This is a genomic window from Cobetia sp. PS-4MA (genome assembly GCF_057670765.1).
Genome location: NZ_CM173107.1, coordinates 3,635,147 through 3,651,835 on the forward strand (window position 1 = coordinate 3,635,147; position 16,689 = coordinate 3,651,835).

A 16,689-nucleotide genomic window follows, 5' to 3' on the forward strand; every position below is an offset into this window, starting at 1 on the left:
TAGCATGAGCACTGAACTCTTTACCCAGCTTGAGCAGAAAGTCGGCCAGGCGATCGACTCCATCGAGATGCTGAAGATGGAAGTCGATGAGCTGAAGGAAGAAAACCAGCGACTGAGCGACGCCAAGCAAGGCCAGGGCGAGGAACTGGAGCAGCTGCGTCAGGCCAATGCGCGCCTGCAGGAAGAGCGCGACCAGTGGGCGAGCCGTCTGGAAGGCCTGATCGCCCGCTTCAGCGAGAACGAGAGCGAGACCCAGAGCGCCTGATCACTCTGGCCTTGCACGACAACGCCGCCGACAGTCTCCTGTCGGTGGCGTTGTCGTCTCTGTCAGCAGTCGCTTGCGATGTGCCCCAGAAGGCCAGCCTCTGAAGAGATGTCCTGCCGGCACCTCACTCCAGTGACAGCGACATCAGCAGCGCATCTTCGCGAGTTCCCGAGGGCGCAGGAGGCAAGGCCGGGTAGTAGCCGCGCCGCACGCCATCCACATGGAACCCGGCATGCGCATAGAGCGCACGCGCCGCGTCATTGCCTGCGCGCACCTCCAGCAACAGGCGCTCCAGCCCAGTGGCATGATGCCATTGTCTGGCGCACTCGATCGCCGCCTGCAACAGGGCCCGCCCGATACCCTGACCGCGCAGGTCAGCATGCACGGTGATCGCCTCGATCTCGGCCTCGAAAGGGCCGCGCGCCAGTACCACGAATCCCGCCAACCGCTCAGGCGTGGCTGACGCATGCCAGCCAAGAATGCAGCGTGAGGCATCGCTGAGCACATCCGCCAGCTGGCATCTGGAGAGCCCATGCGCCTGGGTGCTCTCGATGGCCTGCAATGCCGCCAGCGTCGCATCGTCCAGCACCAGCTTGCGCACCGCGCCCGTCTCGCCGTCAGCCCCGCTCATGACGACGTGCCTTCCGTCATCCCGCGGGACCACGCCTTTCCCCAGCGAATCAGCAGCGGCCACAGCTGGCGCTTGGCATCACTGGAGCGCGCCAGCGTGGCAAGCTCGGGCCCCTGCCAGACGGGAATGTCCAGCAGGCTTGAGGTTTCGGCGTCTCCCGAGGAGGACGTGATGCCAAGTACCTCACGCAGGGTCGCGCAGTCTTCGCGATTGCCGAAGATCAGGACCCGCTCGGGCTGCCAATCACGGCGTGCGGGGCCATTCAGGAAGGCCCGCAATCCCTCCCGAGCCTCATCCAGCGGTGCACTGGCCTTGAGGTTCGCGAGCAATGGCCAGCGGAAGTGACTGAACGTCAGATCTGTCGTCGGCGTGATGCCTGCCGCCCGCCACAATGCCTTCAGCAACGCCTCGCCTTCCAGATGCGGCGCCTCATCACCGGGCAACATGACCAACCAGCGTCCGTCGAGTGCTGCCAGCTGTACGCTGAATCGCAGCGGCGGCTGGTCGGCCGGAGGCGTGACCTGCGCCTCGACCACTGTCTCCGTCGTCGCCTGAGCAGGTGGCGTCCCCCAGGAGGCCGTGCTGCTTGACTCGTCCCCCGTCGCCTCGCGGGTCTGCACGGCCGTGGCCACGGAGGCCTCGGCCGGCGCCATGCCCAGAAGGGCGCGCGCACTGGCGGCAGGCGATGGTCCCGGTGCTCGCGCAGGAGCCGGCTCCGCCTGCGGCGAGCTCACCGTCGGTTGCGGCGCCTCTTCAATCAGCGCATGCAGACGTGCCTGAGGCGCCACCGGCTCAGCCACCACCGGCTCTGGCCATTCACAGGCCTCGGTGGGCAGCGCATTGGGCAGCTGATAGCGACCGACCCAGGCGGTCAGGCCCATGGCGTCCAGGTATTGCAGGCGTTGCGGTTCAGAGGTCATGGTCAGTGCTTGCCACCGCCCAGGCAGTTGGGGGATTCGGGAATCTCACCGCCGCGCGCCGTCCATTGCTGCGGGGTATACAGATGCAACGCCAGCGCGTGGACGGGGCCGGCGAGCTCTTCATCCAGCAGGGCGTACAACAGCTGGTGACGCTTGACCGGCATCAGGCCGTCAAAGCGCTCGCTGACCAGCGTGACCTTGAAGTGCGTCTCGGAATTGGCCGGCACGCTATGCATGTGGCTCTCGTTGACGACCTCGACCATCAGCGGGTCGAGCGTCGCTAGCTTGCTTTCTATCCGGGCCTGGACGCTCATGCGCGATCTCCTTGAATGGGGCAGCCGCCGAGCGGATGGACGGCAGGTGAAATGAAACGACATGTCGGGAAAAGGGCGCTCCACGTGACAGGTACCGCGTGGCAGATACCGGGTGACAGATACCACGGGGAAAGCCGCCACAGAACGCAAATGGCCCCGAGCACATTGCCCGAGGCCATTGTAACGCCTGTCGCGCTGACTGACAGCGCCGTCACGTCAACAGACGGCGCGCGACGGACTCAATCGAGATCCGCCAGCAGCTCGTCGTCCACTTCGCAGACTTCCAGCGGCGCCTCGTCATCCAGGTCAACGGCCAGGTAGCTGTGCTCGACGGTCAGGAAGCGCTCGAACAGCGCCTTGTCCATCGGCTCCGGCCAATGGCGGGTGTCTTCCTCCCAGGCGCGCAGCTCGCTTTCCAGTACGTCCAGCCAGCGCTCGGACACGAAGCCATCCAGCGCTTCGCGAGTGTCCATCTCGGGAATCAGGTAGACGGTACTCTCCTGATTGACATCCTCCAGCGCCAGATCCTCACCTCCCTCACCTTCGGATTCCAGCGAGTTGATCCAGTCGACAAACGCCTGGGTCGGCTTGACGCTCAGGGCGGAACGGTTAAGCAGCTTCATTCTGCACTCTCCAGGACATTCAGGGGGACAATTCCCAAGGCAGGACACCGCCATCGTGGGTGGCTCGACACAGCCGGCACACGCTCTCGCACGGTAGACCTCGACGATACTGTCGTCAGCTTCAGCACCATGAAACGGCTGACTGACAGGACGCCGACCATTATGGCCGCTCGCAGGCAACAAAGCCAAGCACCGCCTCGCCTCATCCGTGACGATTGCGCCTCGGCCACCGCTCGTCGTCAGCCAATGTCGCCCTGCAGAGACCACGACGCCCCCGATCGAGGATCGGAGGCGTCGCAAGTGCCATCAGCGCGGTTCGTCACGATGACTCACCACGGGAGGCGAGCAGCGCGATCAGCCCTGCTGCGGACGCATCGCCGGGAACAGCAGCACATCGCGGATGGAGGCGCTGTCGGTCAGCAGCATCACCAGACGGTCGATGCCGATGCCTTCACCCGCCGTCGGCGGCATGCCGTATTCCAGCGCGCGCACGTAGTCGGCGTCGTAGAACATGGCTTCGTCATCCCCGGCATCCTTCTCGGCCACCTGAGCCTGGAAGCGCTCGGCCTGATCTTCGGCGTCGTTGAGCTCCGAGAAGCCATTGGCGATCTCGCGGCCACCGACGAAGAACTCGAAGCGATCGGTCACGTGCGGGTTGGCATCGTTGCGACGCGCCAGCGGGCTGACTTCGGCCGGGTACTCGGTGATGAAGGTCGGCTGGTCGAGACGGTGCTCGGCGACGGCTTCGAAGATCTCGGTCTCGAGCTTGCCCAGCCCCCAGATCGGCTTGACCTGGATACCGAGACGCTCCGCCGTGGCGCGTGCGGCGTCGTAATCGGCCAGGTCGGCTGCGGTGATGCCATCGCCATACTTGATGATCGACTCGCGCATGGTCATCTGGATGAACGGCTGGCTCAGGTCGTACTCGCTGCCCTGACAGGTGATCTGCGTAGTGCCGAGCACTTCCTGGGCTGCGGTGCGGATCATGTCTTCGGTCAGCGCGATCAGGTCACGGTAGTCCGCATAGGCCCAGTAGAACTCGAGCATGGTGAACTCGGGATTGTGACGCGTCGACAGCCCTTCGTTGCGGAAGTTGCGGTTGATCTCGAACACGCGCTCGAAGCCACCCACCACCAGACGCTTCAGGTACAGCTCCGGAGCGATGCGCAGGTACATTTCCATGTCCAGCGCGTTGTGATGGGTGATGAACGGACGCGCGGTCGCGCCACCCGGAATCTGCTGCAGCATCGGGGTCTCGACTTCCATGAAGCCGCGGTCACTGAGGAAGCGGCGGATGGAGGCGACGATGCCGGCACGCAGCGCAAATGTGCGGCGTGACTGCTCGTTCATGATCAGATCGACGTAACGCTGGCGATAGCGCATTTCCTGGTCGGACAGACCGTGGAACTTGTCTGGCAGCGGACGCAGGTTCTTGGTCATCAGCTGGGCGCTTTCGATCATGACGTACAGATCGCCCTTGCCGGACTTGTGCACCGGGCCACTGGCACCGACGATGTCGCCGATGTCCCAGCCCTTGATGTCCTCGAGCAGCGCTTCCGGCAGGCCCTTCTTGTCGACATAGAGCTGAATCTGGCCGGAGACTTCCTGCAACACGATGAAGGGGCCACGCTTGCGCATGATGCGCCCGGCGACGGCGGCCTTGCGGTCCAGCGTCTCCAGCTCGGCCTTGTCCTTCTCGCCCAGCTCCGCCTGCAGGTCAGCGGCGAGGCTGTCACGACGGAAGTCATTCGGGAAGGCGCTCTTGCCTTCGGCGGCGGCCTGCTCACGGCGGGCACTCAGCTTGGCGCGACGTTCGGCGATCAGGCGATTCTCTTCCTGAGCCTGTTCGGCGGCCTGCTGCTCATCAATGGCGGGGGTCTGCTCTGTCGACATGGAGGGGCCTGTCTCGTATCAAAGGGTCATGGCCAAAGCCACGACAGATCAAGATCAGCCTGGGGATAGCGCATCAGGACTGATCGCGATTCGGGAATTCGTGGCCTCCGCCGGCGATACCGGCGGAGGCGAATGGGCGCTGGTTCGCGAGTCTCCTCGCGATCAGAGCCCCATCTTGAGGCTGGCGACGATGAAGTCATCGAGATCGCCGTCGAGCACCTTGTCACAGTTGCTCGACTGGACACCGGTCCGCAGGTCCTTGATGCGCTGGTCATCGAGGACGTAGGAGCGGATCTGGCTGCCCCAACCGATATCGGACTTGGAGTCCTCGAGTTCCTGCTTGGCGGCGTTGCGCTTCTGCATCTCGGCTTCGTAGATACGCGCCTTCAGCATCTTCATGGCGCGGTCACGGTTGGAGTGCTGGCTGCGCTCGGTCTGGCAGGCCGCCACGATCCCTGTCGGGATGTGGGTGATACGTACCGCGGAGTCGGTGGTGTTGACGTGCTGACCACCGGCACCGGAGGAGCGATAGGTATCGGTGCGCAGATCGGCCGGATTGATGTCGATCTCGATGTTGTCATCGATTTCCGGCGACACGAACACGGACGCGAACGAGGTGTGACGACGGCCGCCGGAGTCGAAGGGACTCTTGCGCACCAGACGGTGCACACCCAGCTCGGTGCGCAGCCAACCGAAGGCATAGTCGCCCTCGATGTGAATGGTGGCGGACTTGATGCCCGCGACTTCACCGGCACTCGCCTCGACGATCTCGGTCTTGAAGCCGTGATGCTCGGCCCAGCGCAGGTACATGCGCAGCAGCATGTTGCCCCAGTCCTGAGCTTCGGTACCACCGGAGCCGGCCTGGATGTCGAGGTAGGCGTTGTTGGCATCCATGTCACCGGAGAACATCCGGCGGAACTCGAGCTTCTCGAGGCTGGTCTTGAGCTGATCCAGCTCGCGGACGACTTCGTCCACGGTGCCTTCATCCTCTTCCTCGACCGCCATCTCCAGCAGGTCAGCGCAGTCGGACAGGCCGTTGCTCATGTCGTCGAGGGTCTTGACGACCAGCTCCAGCGACGCACGCTCCTTGCCGAGTTTCTGCGCGTATTCCGGGTCATTCCAGACATCCGGATTCTCGAGTTCGCGAGTGACTTCCTCTAGCCGATCCTGCTTTTCGGCATAGTCAAAGATACCCCCTCAGGACTTCTGCCCTTTCGGACAGGTCCTTGATGAGGTTGGTGATCGGATTGATCTCTTGCATGGTCGTCCTGTCTTGAGGCGATGATGCGTGAATGGGGCGCGACAGCCCTGTCGAAGGGGACAGCCTGCGAGACGTTGTCCACTGGACACCTGCGCAGATCGACAGCGCGCGAAGCCCGATATTGTAGCCATTTCCCGGCGTGGCGACCATGCCCGCCCCATCATCCGTGGCCAGGTGGCCGAAGGACGCTCTCGGGTATCCGTCACGCTGCCCGCCAGCCGGCAGCTGCCTGCCTTCCATGCGACTGCGACCAAAGTCATTCAAACGACTGTCAGCCCCGGAACGCCCGATTTTCCGTGCCTTGCATGGTGATCATCGAATGCATGCATGAGCTATCCATTTTTTAACATGGACAGCAGGCAGGAAAAGACTCGATGGTAGAAGGCATCACTCGTATTCCCCCTAACAACAATAGCGAGCCTCCCTACCATGGCACTACTGCACTCCTCGTCTCATGCGCCGGCCCTCCCCAAGCGCTTCGCGCTCAAGCGACTGGCAAGCTCCCTGCTGCTGGCCGGGAGCATCGCCGCTTCCCCGGGCCTCATGGCCGATACGCTCAAGCTGGCGATCATGGGGGAGCCGGCCTCGCTGGACCCGCAGCAGATCTCCGGCACCTGGGAAAATGACGTGGTGGGCGATCTCTTCGAGGGGCTGGTCACCGAAGCCGCCGATGGCGAGCGCATTCCCGGCGCGGCCGAGTCATGGCAGATTTCCGATGACGGCAAGACCTATACCTTCACGCTGCGCCAGGACGGCAAGTGGTCCGACGGTGAGCCGGTGACCGCCGAGGACTTCGTGTACGCGCTCAAGCGCATCATGACACCCGAGAATGCCTCGGATTACGCCTACATCCTGTATCCGATCAAGAATGCCAAGGCCATCAACAGCGGCGAGGCCGAGCCGGATACCCTCGGCGTGCGAGCCGTGGATGCCCACACTCTCGAGATCACCCTCGAGCGCCCTACGCCCTACTTCCTGGACCAGCTCTCGCATTACACCGCCTACCCGCTGCCGAAACATGTGGTGGAGAAGTACGGCAAGGACTGGACCGACCCCGGCAAGATGGTCTCCAACGGCGCCTTCGAGCTGAGCGAGTGGCAGCCGCAGACCCGCATCGTCGCGGTCAAGAATCCTGAATTCCACGATGCCAAGGAGGTCGCGCTGGATGAGGTGATCTACTACCCCATCGAGGAGCGCAACAGCGCCCTGAAGCGCTTCCGTGCCGGCGAGATCGACATCGCACGCGAATTCCCCACCCAGCAATACGGCTGGCTGAAGGACAATCTGCCGGACGCCACCCACGTCGCGCCCTACCTGGGTATCTACTACTACGTGCTCAATTCACGCGACGGCCATGCCACGGCAGACCCGCGGGTGCGCGAGGCGCTCAACCTCTCCATCCGCCGCAACATCATCACCGACAAGATTCTCGGCACCGGCGAAGTGCCGGCCTACAGCTTCGTGCCCACCGGCGTGAACCACTACGACATCCAGGAGATGCCCTTCAAGGACATGTCGATGGATGAACGCATGCAGAAGGCCAGGTCTCTGATGGAGGACGCCGGCTACGGCCCGGACAACCCGCTGGAGCTGACCCTGCGCTACAACACCAGCGAGGACCACAAGAAGGTGGCCATTGCCGCCGCCGCGATGTGGAAGCCGCTGGGCGTGAAGGTCAATCTGCTGAATGCCGAGGTCGCGGTGCACTACGAGGACATGCGCCAGGGCAAGTTCGATGTCGGTCGCGCCGGCTGGATCGGCGATTACAACGACGCCCAGAACTTCCTCAACCTGCTGGAAACCGGCGTGCCCAACAATTACGGCGCCTATTCCAACAAGGCGCTGGATGACGACATGCAAAAGGCCGCCGATACCCTCGACATGGATGACCGAGAGGCCCTGATGCAGGACGCCGAGCGCAAGGCGCTGGATGACTACGCCGTGTTGCCGATCTACTACTACGTGTCACGCAACCTGGTGAATCCCAAGCTCAGCGGCTGGCAGGGCAACATCGAGGATATCCACCGCTCGCGCTGGGTCTCGTTCTCCGAGTGAGGCGAGCCAGCTGAGCCTCTGACCAGGCTCGCCGCTCTCTCGAATGTCATGGGTTCACGCGGCTGTCCACCAGGGCGGCCGCGTGGCATCTGCCAAGGATGGCACCAGAAGATGCCGTCGCGCCCCACGGGCGTGACAAGGAGTCGACGCATGTCCCCCACTTCCCCGATGCAATGCGCGGCAAGCCTCGGCGCAGGCCTGCTGCTGTCCGTACTCTCCGTGTCCATGAGCGCTTCCAGCAGCGCCATGGCCGCACAAGCCACCAGCTCCACCAGCTCCACAAGCTCCATAAGCCCCGCAAGCCAGGACGAACAGATCCTGCGCATCGCCAATGGCGCCGAACCCGGCTCGCTGGACCCGCAACAGACCAGCGGCACCTGGGAGACACGCATCGTGCGTGATCTGTTCGAGCCGCTGATCGCCTACTCCGCCGACGGCGAGCTGATTCCCGGGCTGGCAGAGCGCTGGGAGTCGTCCGCCGATGGACGGATCTGGACCTTCCATCTGCGCGCGGGGCTTGAGTGGTCAGACGGCACGCCGCTGACCGCCGAGGATGCAGTCTTTGCGCTGCGCCGCCTGCTGACACCGGCTACCGCGGCCCACAACGCCACCCTCTACTACCCGATCGTCAATGCCCGCGCGGTGAATACCGGCGCGCTGCCCCCGGATCAGCTCGGCGTGGCCGCGCCCGATGCGCAGACGCTCACCATCACGCTCAGTCATCCGTCGGCAACACTGGCGCAGACGCTGGCGATGAGCGAAGCCGCCCCGCTGCCACGCCATGTCATCGTGGCCAATGGCGCTGACTGGACGCGGCCGGCCAACATGGTCACCTCGGGCGCCTTCGTGCTCAAGGAATGGGCACCGCAGTCGCATATCACGCTGACACCCAACGCGCGCTATCACGGCGCACAGAACGTCACTCTCGACGAGGTGGTCTACCTGCCCATCGAGGAGAGCCATGCCGCGCTCAATCGCTTCCGTGCGGGTGAAGTCGAGATCGCCTACGGCGTACCCGCCAGCCACTACGCCTGGATTCAGGACAATCTGGCCGAGGCCCTGCACACCTACCCGATCCTCGGCGAGTACTTCTATGTCTTCAATCTGCGCGAGGGCTCGCCCGTGGCGGACCGGCGCATTCGTCGTGCGCTGAATCTGGCCACGCGTCGTGAGGTGATCACCGAGCGCATTCTCGGCATGGGCCAGATCCCCTCCTGGCATTTCGTGCCCGAGGCGTTGAGTGAACATCAGGGCGCGCGCTTCGACTTCGCTGACTGGTCGATGGACCGGCGCATGGCGAAGGCCCGCGAGCTGATGGCAGACGCGGGCTACGGGCCAGACCACCCGCTTGAGCTGACCCTGCGCTACAACACCCTGGAAGACCACAAGAAGATCGCCGTGGCGCTCGGAGCGATGTGGAAGCCGCTGGGCGTGCACGTGACGCTGACCAATACCGAGGCCGCGGTGCATTACCGGGATCTGGCGCTGGGTGATTTCGAGGTCGGCCGTTACGGCATGATCGCGACCATCGCCGATGCCTACGACTTCCTGAACGCCTTCAGCAGCGACAACACCTCCAACGCACCCGGGCTCAGCTCACCGGCCTACGATGCGCTGATCGAGGCGGCGGCGCGCGAGGGCGATGACGATGCTCGCCGGCAACAACTGCACGATGCCGAGCAGTATCTGCTCGACCACGATGTGGTGCTGCCGCTCTACGACTACGTCACCTCCAGCCTCGTGACCCCCGCCATCAGCGGCTGGGCCCCCAACGCGCTGGACGTTCACCCGAGTCGCTATCTGCATATCGACACCTCGCACTGACCGATGACAGCCACCCATAACAACGACACACCCGGGCAGCGGCCCGAACGGAGCACTGGATGCTGAGCTACACCCTCAAACGGTTGCTGCAGGCGATTCCCACCCTGCTGATCGTGATCACCCTGTCGTTCTTCCTGATGCGGGTCGCCCCGGGCGGCCCCTTCGATGGCGAACGCCGCCTGCCGCCGGAAATCGAGCAGAACCTGCGCGCGGCCTATCACCTGGATGAACCGCTGCCGATGCAGTACATCCGCTATCTGGGTGATCTGGTACAGGGCGATCTCGGCCCGTCCTTCAAGTACAAGGACTTCGACGTCAGCGAGCTGATCAGCCAGGGCTTCCCGGCCAGCCTGGAGCTGGGCATGTGGGCGATTCTGGCCGCGCTGCTGATCGGGGTGCCGCTGGGGGTGATCGCGGCCATCCGGCGCAACTCGACGGCGGATTACGTGGTGATGAGTACTGCGTTGGCGGGGATCGCGGTGCCCAACTTCGTGATCGCTCCGCTGCTGGCGCTGGTGTTCGGCGTGCTGCTCGGCTGGCTGCCGGCCGGCGGCTGGAACGGAGGCGCCTGGCAGAACCTGCTGCTGCCGGTGGTGGCACTCTCCATCCAGCAGATCGCCTACATCGCCCGCATGATGCGCGCCAGCATGATCGAGGTACTGGGCAGTCACTACATCCGCACCGCCCGCGCCAAGGGGCTGAGCGAGTGGAAGGTGATTCTGCGCCATGCCTTGCGACCGGCGATGCTGCCGGTGGTCTCCTACCTCGGCCCGGCCATCGCCGGGATCATCACCGGCTCGGTGGTGATCGAGCAGATCTTCGGTATCCCCGGCATCGGCCGCTATTTCGTGCAGGGTGCGCTCAATCGTGACTACACCCTGGTGATGGGCACGGTGGTCTTCTATGGCGCCTTGATCCTGCTGCTCAACCTGATCGTCGATCTGCTCTACAGCATGCTCGACCCGCAGATCCGCTACGACGACTGACCCGAGGCCCTGACATGTCACAGACAACTCCCGCCCCCCACGGCACCGGCGCTGCCAGTGCCTTCGACGGCCAGCCCCCTGCGGCACCGGCAGGCGACAGCCTGACCCGCGATGCCTGGCGTCGTCTCAAGCAGAACCGCGCCGCCATGTGCAGCCTGGTGGTGATGACCCTCGTCGTGCTGGCCTGCCTGATCGGCCCATGGCTGACGCCCTTCGAACTCGACGAGGTCGACTGGAACGCCATCGGCACCGGCCCGGACCTGGCCTCCGGCCACATCTTCGGCACCGACGTCAACGGCCGTGACCTGCTGACCCGTACCCTGCATGGCGGTCAGATCTCGCTGTCGGTGGCGCTGGTCGCCACCTTCGTCAGTCTGGTGATCGGCGTGCTCTACGGCGCCGTCTCCGGCTATTTCGGCGGGCGCACCGACAACCTGATGATGCGCTTCGTCGACATCATGTATTCGCTGCCGTTCATGTTCCTGGTGATCCTGCTGATGGTGGTGTTCGGTCGCAACATCTTCCTGATCTACGCCGCCATCGGTGCGGTGGAGTGGCTGGACATGTCGCGCATCGTGCGCGGCCAGGTGCTGGCACTCAAGAAGCGCGAATTCGTCGAGGCGGCGCATGCACTCGGCGTGCGTGATCTGCAGGTCGTGACGCGTCACCTGATTCCGAACGCGCTGGGCCCGGTGATCGTCTACGTCACGCTGACGGTGCCCAAGGTCATCCTGCTGGAGAGCTTCCTGTCATTCCTCGGGCTTGGCGTGCAGGAACCGCTGACCTCCTGGGGCGTGTTGATCTCCGAAGGCAAGGACATGATGGAGACCGCGCCCTGGATGCTGCTGGTGCCCTCGGCCTTACTCGCCGCGACCCTATTCTGCCTCAACTTCCTCGGCGATGGCCTGCGTGACGCCCTCGACCCCAAGACTCGCTGAACCGGAGCGCTGATCATGACCTCTTCACCTTCACCCTCCGGCACCGCCTCCAGCCTGCCGCCAGCGCGCAACGCCGCCGACCAGGCCCGCGCCGACACCCTGACTCGCCTGGGACTGGCCGCCGAGGCGCCGGGCACGCCGCCGCTGATGGAAGTCGATGACCTCAAGGTCGACTTCCAGCTCCCGGACGGCGCGGTACCCGCCGTCAAGGGCGTCAGCTTCACCCTCAACAAGGGCGAGACGCTGGCGCTGGTCGGCGAGTCCGGCTCCGGCAAGTCGGTGACCTCGACCGCCATCCTGCGCCTGCTGCCGGAACTCGCCGAGATCAAGGGTGCCATCCGCCTGCGCGGCGAAGACCTGCTGAGCGCCTCGACGCGGCGCATGCGCGAGCTGCGCGGCAACCGTATCGCCACCGTCTTCCAGGAGCCGATGACCTCGCTCAACCCGCTGCATCGCATCGGACGACAGATCATCGAGGTACTGGCACTGCATCGTGATCTCAAGGGCCGCGCGGCTCGTCACAAGGCGCTGGAACTGCTGGAGCAGGTCGGCATCCCGGAGCCGGCGCGGCGTATCGACAGCTATCCCCATGAGCTGTCCGGTGGTCAGCGTCAGCGCGTGATGATCGCCATCGCGCTGGCCTGCGAGCCGGACCTGCTGATCGCCGATGAGCCGACCACCGCGCTGGATGTCACGGTGCAGGCGCAGATCCTGCGGCTGCTCAAGTCGCTGCAGCAACGCTACGGCATGGCGATCCTGTTCATCACCCACGACCTGAGCATCGTGCGCCACTTCGCGGACCGCGTCTGCGTGATGCGCCACGGCGAGCTGCTGGAGACCGGCACCACCCACGAGGTCTTCGACAACCCGCAGCACGCCTACACCCGCATGCTGATCGATGCCGAACCGGCCGGCGAGAAGGCCGCGGTGGCGGCGGATGCGCCGGTGCTGCTCTCGGCACGCGATGTGCGCGTCAGCTTCACCATCAAGCGGCCGCTGTTCGGCCCCAAGGTCGCCTTCGAGGCGGTGCGCGGCATCGATCTCGAGGTCCGACGCGGCCAGACCATCGGCATCGTCGGCGAGTCCGGTTCCGGCAAGTCCACGCTGGGTCGTGCCCTGCTGCGCCTGCTCAAGAGCCAGGGCAACATCGACTTCGATGGCGTGGACATCGCCGCGCTGGACAAGTCCGGCATGCGACCGCTGCGCTCACGCATGCAGGTCGTCTTCCAGGACCCCTTCGGCTCCCTGTCGCCGCGCCTGACCGTGGGCGAGATCATCAGCGAAGGCCTGCGCGTGCATCATCCGGAGCTCAATCGCGCCCAACGCGACGCACAGGTCTGTGAGGCACTCTGTGAGGTCAGCCTCGACCCCGGCATGCGCAATCGCTATCCGCATGAATTCTCCGGCGGCCAGCGCCAGCGTATCGCCATCGCTCGCGCCCTGGTGCTCAAGCCGGAATTCCTGTTGCTGGATGAGCCGACCTCGGCGCTGGATCGCTCGGTACAGGTCACGGTGATCGACCTGCTGCGCGACCTGCAGGCGCGTCATGGCCTGACGTACCTGTTCATCAGCCATGACCTGGCGGTCGTGCGTGCACTGTCAGACCACCTCATCGTGATGAAGGAAGGCGAGGTGGTGGAAAGCGGCAGTACCCACGCCATCTTCGAGGCGCCCCGTGAGCGTTACACCCGTGAATTGATGCAGGCTGCCTTCGCCCCGGACCTGGGCCAGGCGCACCACTGACACCCTGAACACGACGACATGCCTGATGGGCGCTTCGGCGCCCATCAAGACCCCGCTTTGCCTGAGAAAAGGCTCAGGCAAGGACAGCCGAGTCGGTCACGCGAATCGACATTGGCTGCCAACCGGGTGCGTGCACCCGAACGAGGCCGGAGCAGGATGCTCCGGCATTCCCCACACCGATGGAAAGACATGCACAGGATGACGATGCAACCTACAACAACAGCCAGCATCCCCCTTCTCACTCACCCTCGTCTGCGTCACGCGATTGGCGCAGCCCTGCTCGGCACGGGACTGCTGAGCATGAGCCCCATGGCTCAGGCCATCGAGGTCTACAAGACGGATACCGACCGCGTCGAGTTCAGTGGCCGCCTGGCGGCGTTTGCCGTGATCCAGGATGGCGCACACGATGAGATCTACAACGGTGGCTCGCGGATTCGCCTGATCCACGAGCATCAGTTCCAGCAAGGCTGGAGCTCCATCATCCGGGCCGAATGGGGCTTCGACCCCTGGTTCAAGGATGGTACCGATGCTCACTACAAGCGCATGCTCTACGCTGGGGCGGCACACGAGAAATGGGGCAGCTTCACGGTCGGCAAGCAGTATGGTCCCTGGTACGACATGGTGGCCGTCAACACCGACTGGTTCTGGATCAATGGTGGCGAGGCGTCCGGTACCTTCGAAGGCCGCAGCGGAGATGGTGGTCTGCATGGCACGGGACGCCCGGACAACTCGCTGTACTGGAAGAAGGGTTTCGGAGAGTTCACCGTCGGCCTGCTCTACCAGCTCAGTCATGATGGCCAGCACAGCAACGAGACCTCGCTCTTCGAGGACGGCGTCTTCACCACCGAGACCGAGTACTCAGGCTATGAGCGCGACTACAGCTATGAAGCCGCGCTCAACTGGCATCCGAACGAGGACGTCACGGTGGGCGGGGTCTTCCACCATACGGAGCTGAGCGACTACGAGAGCGGCAACAGCGAGAACGGCGATGTCGATGCCTGGTTGCTCGGCGGTCACTGGTCGCCGGGCAACTGGTACATCGCGCTCGTCGGCGGGGAATATCGCAACCACATCGCCGGCAGCACCCTGGACTCCTCGGAAGCCTTCGTCGACAAGGCGCGCGGCGCGGAATTCGTGGTCAATTACAAGTTCAAGGAGGTCATCTGGGGCGATGACAGCGTCGAGCTCTATGGCGGCCTGAACCACCTGGAAGACACCGACAGCGAAGCCCGCTACGCCTATCAGATCCTGGGCGCGGCCTGGCGGGTCAAGGACCTGACGCTGGCCACCGAGTATCGCTTCGACAACAGCCGCCAGTCAGACGGCAGCGAGTACAGTGCTGACCGGGACCAGCTGATGTTCCTGGCACGCTACGACTTCTGATCGTCATGTCAGACGCTGGTGACGGACCGCCGATGCTCGCGCTGAGGCGATGGTCCCGCCCCTGCCGGATGGCCTCCGGCAGGGGCAACAAAAAACGCCCGGTCATGTGACCGGGCGTTTCTGTATTGGTTGTCCTGAGATCCGCTCAGCGTTTCAGCTGCTTACGTACTCAGAAGCGATAGGTCGCGCCGAGACCGAAGCCATGCGCTTCATTCTCGTAATCGGCTTCATAGGTCCCACGGTTGGGCTCGCTCAGGCTGACGGTGGCCGTCTCTTCCCACAGGTAGGTGTAGGCCATGTCGATGGTCAGCTCCGGCATCGGCGTCCAGCCGGCCCCCAGCGAGAAGATGGTGCGGTCCCCGGACGGGATACGCGCGCTGCGATGCTCGTCCACGGTCGGGCTGTCATCGAAGGCCATGCCGGTACGCAGCACCCACTGCGGATTGAGCTGATAGCTCAGACCGACCGCATACTGCCAGCTGTCCTCGTAGCCCTGCTCCTCGACGATGTCGTTCATGTTGTCGACTTCCACCGCGATCTCGTCGAAGCGGCTCCAGTGCACCCAGGTCACGCCCGCCATCAGCGTCCAGCGATCATCCAGCTTGTGCGTCACGGAGAAGTCGATGCTTTCCGGCAAGGTCACGTCCAGCGACGCATCCTGCTCGGTATTCGCGAAGCCCGTGCCAGTGAAGACATTGTTGTACTTGGCCTCGCCTTCCAGGCTGTAGTCGACCTTGGAGCGATAGGACAGACCGAGACGGGTACTTTCCACCGGCTGGAAGATGACCCCGACGTTGTAGCCCCAGGCGGCATCGTCGCCCTTGATCTTGACCTTGCCATCCCCTGCGCCGACATCGACAGTATTCGACGTCAGCTCACCCTTGATGCTGTTGTAGGTCACACCGGCACCGATGGCCCACTTGTCATTGATGCGGTAGGAGATGGTCGGCTGGGCGGTGACCACCTCGACTTCACTGTAATTGGCGAAATAACGGCCACGGAAATCAGAGCCATAATCGGTGATCACACCAAAGGGCGCATAGACCCCGAAGCCCAGCGCGACCTGATCGTTCATCGGTTGCACATAATAGAAGGAAGGCACTGCCGCCCCCGGCACCATGTCGCCGTCATCTCCGCCAGAGACTGGCCGACCGAGCGCATCATTCGCGCTGGCGACATCGATATCGGTATTGACGTCCAGATAGGTCACCCCACCGGTGATCTGGGCGCGATCCAGGAAGGACATGCCAGCCGGGTTGCCGAAGACGGTGGAAGCATCGTTGGCATTCGAGGCGCGCCCGGCGAAGGACGTCCCCTGAGTGCTGACGCTCTGCTCGTTGAGCTGGAAGGCCCCCGCGTGAACGCCACCGGCATAAGCCGTGGCAGCCGCTGCCAGCGCGACCCCGAGGGTGAGTTTGTTCATCTTGTTTTTCATTATGGATGGCGTCCCATTGCAGGTGGCTTGGAGAGCTGCATGTTGTTGTTATCGTTCGTTGATGCATAGCCCTGACACCTACGTTTTGGGCGAGTCGCCCGTTCAAGTCAAGGGCGAACGTTTGTTTGAATAGGGAGATTTCTAGTATTTGGGGAACTTTCATTCATGTCTGCACTGTCATCGTGTTGCTAACCCCATGTCCTGGCGATCATTTAGCGTCTGTTCGCCAGCGTTTAAAACATGGCGGGGCTCTCGCCTTCCTCTCTAGCCTATTGGTCGAACATCAGGTTTTTCGTATGTAGTGGGTCGCTTGACCTATGTCCTGCACATAGGTCTTACACTGAGGATCATTCACGGAACATTGGCTGCCGACAGACCTTCAGGGCAGCCGAATGCTCTCTCCGCCACTCTTGATCAC

14 protein-coding genes are annotated in these 16,689 nt (G+C 63.7%); 7 read left to right on the forward strand and 7 right to left on the reverse strand.

Annotation, left to right across the window (positions count from 1 at the left end):
• Positions 1-4 precede the first annotated feature (4 nt).
• Positions 5-265: a cell division protein ZapB gene (gene zapB / locus AC26AR_RS15270; RefSeq protein ID WP_077377738.1), complete on the forward strand. Its 261-nt coding sequence runs from the start codon at positions 5-7 to the stop codon at positions 263-265.
• A 124-nt stretch (positions 266-389) separates the two neighbouring features.
• On the opposite strand, the gene AC26AR_RS15275 is transcribed toward zapB, so the two are convergent.
• The 6 genes from AC26AR_RS15275 to prfB form a co-directional block, all read right to left on the reverse strand.
• Positions 390-896, reverse strand: coding sequence for a GNAT family N-acetyltransferase (locus tag AC26AR_RS15275; RefSeq protein WP_488107285.1), 507 nt, complete (start codon positions 894-896; stop codon positions 390-392).
• Positions 893-1,816, reverse strand: a complete 924-nt coding sequence (locus tag AC26AR_RS15280; protein WP_488107286.1) for a hypothetical protein — start codon at positions 1,814-1,816, stop codon at positions 893-895. Before AC26AR_RS15280 ends, AC26AR_RS15275 begins: the two co-directional genes overlap by 4 nt.
• 2 nt (positions 1,817-1,818) lie before the next feature.
• Complete coding sequence (locus AC26AR_RS15285; protein ID WP_077377728.1) at positions 1,819-2,130, reverse strand: BolA family protein; 312 nt, start codon at positions 2,128-2,130, stop codon at positions 1,819-1,821.
• 239 nt (positions 2,131-2,369) lie between these two features.
• The gene (locus AC26AR_RS15290) at positions 2,370-2,753 is read right to left on the reverse strand and encodes a hypothetical protein (protein WP_084207797.1); all 384 of its coding nucleotides are present in this window, start codon (positions 2,751-2,753) and stop codon (positions 2,370-2,372) included.
• A gap of 354 nt (positions 2,754-3,107) precedes the next feature.
• Positions 3,108-4,646, reverse strand: a complete 1,539-nt coding sequence (gene lysS / locus AC26AR_RS15295; RefSeq protein WP_077377722.1) for a lysine--tRNA ligase — start codon at positions 4,644-4,646, stop codon at positions 3,108-3,110.
• Between the two features lie 162 nt (positions 4,647-4,808).
• A protein-coding gene (gene prfB / locus AC26AR_RS15300; protein WP_136939628.1) for a peptide chain release factor 2 occupies positions 4,809-5,907 on the reverse strand; the annotation gives its coding sequence in 2 pieces (ribosomal slippage) (positions 4,809-5,831 and positions 5,833-5,907; 1,098 coding nt in all).
• 429 nt (positions 5,908-6,336) lie between these two features.
• On the opposite strand from prfB, the gene AC26AR_RS15305 reads away from it, so the two are divergent.
• The 6 genes from AC26AR_RS15305 to AC26AR_RS15330 all read left to right on the forward strand — a co-directional run bounded on the left by AC26AR_RS15305 (position 6,337) and on the right by AC26AR_RS15330 (position 14,836).
• Complete coding sequence (locus AC26AR_RS15305) at positions 6,337-7,962, forward strand: peptide ABC transporter substrate-binding protein (RefSeq protein WP_488107287.1); 1,626 nt, start codon at positions 6,337-6,339, stop codon at positions 7,960-7,962.
• 150 nt (positions 7,963-8,112) lie between these two features.
• Positions 8,113-9,786 carry a peptide ABC transporter substrate-binding protein gene (locus tag AC26AR_RS15310; RefSeq protein WP_488107288.1) on the forward strand — a complete coding sequence of 558 codons (1,674 nt, stop codon included), beginning with the start codon at positions 8,113-8,115 and terminating at the stop codon, positions 9,784-9,786.
• Between the two features lie 59 nt (positions 9,787-9,845).
• The gene (oppB, locus tag AC26AR_RS15315; protein ID WP_077377715.1) at positions 9,846-10,772 is read left to right on the forward strand and encodes an oligopeptide ABC transporter permease OppB; all 927 of its coding nucleotides are present in this window, start codon (positions 9,846-9,848) and stop codon (positions 10,770-10,772) included.
• Positions 10,773-10,786: 14 nt separating this feature from the next.
• On the forward strand, positions 10,787-11,710 hold the full coding sequence (locus AC26AR_RS15320; protein WP_488107289.1) for an ABC transporter permease: 924 nt from the start codon (positions 10,787-10,789) through the stop codon (positions 11,708-11,710).
• Between the two features lie 147 nt (positions 11,711-11,857).
• Entirely contained in the window at positions 11,858-13,453 is a 1,596-nt protein-coding gene (locus AC26AR_RS15325) for an ABC transporter ATP-binding protein (RefSeq protein ID WP_218015172.1), read from the forward strand.
• Positions 13,454-13,753: 300 nt separating this feature from the next.
• Positions 13,754-14,836: a porin gene (locus AC26AR_RS15330; RefSeq protein ID WP_169477284.1), complete on the forward strand. Its 1,083-nt coding sequence runs from the start codon at positions 13,754-13,756 to the stop codon at positions 14,834-14,836.
• 169 nt (positions 14,837-15,005) lie between these two features.
• Here the strand turns inward: AC26AR_RS15330 and AC26AR_RS15335 are convergent, their stop codons facing one another.
• Positions 15,006-16,259, reverse strand: coding sequence for an OmpP1/FadL family transporter (locus tag AC26AR_RS15335; RefSeq protein WP_240499638.1), 1,254 nt, complete (start codon positions 16,257-16,259; stop codon positions 15,006-15,008).
• Positions 16,260-16,689: the final 430 nt, after the last annotated feature.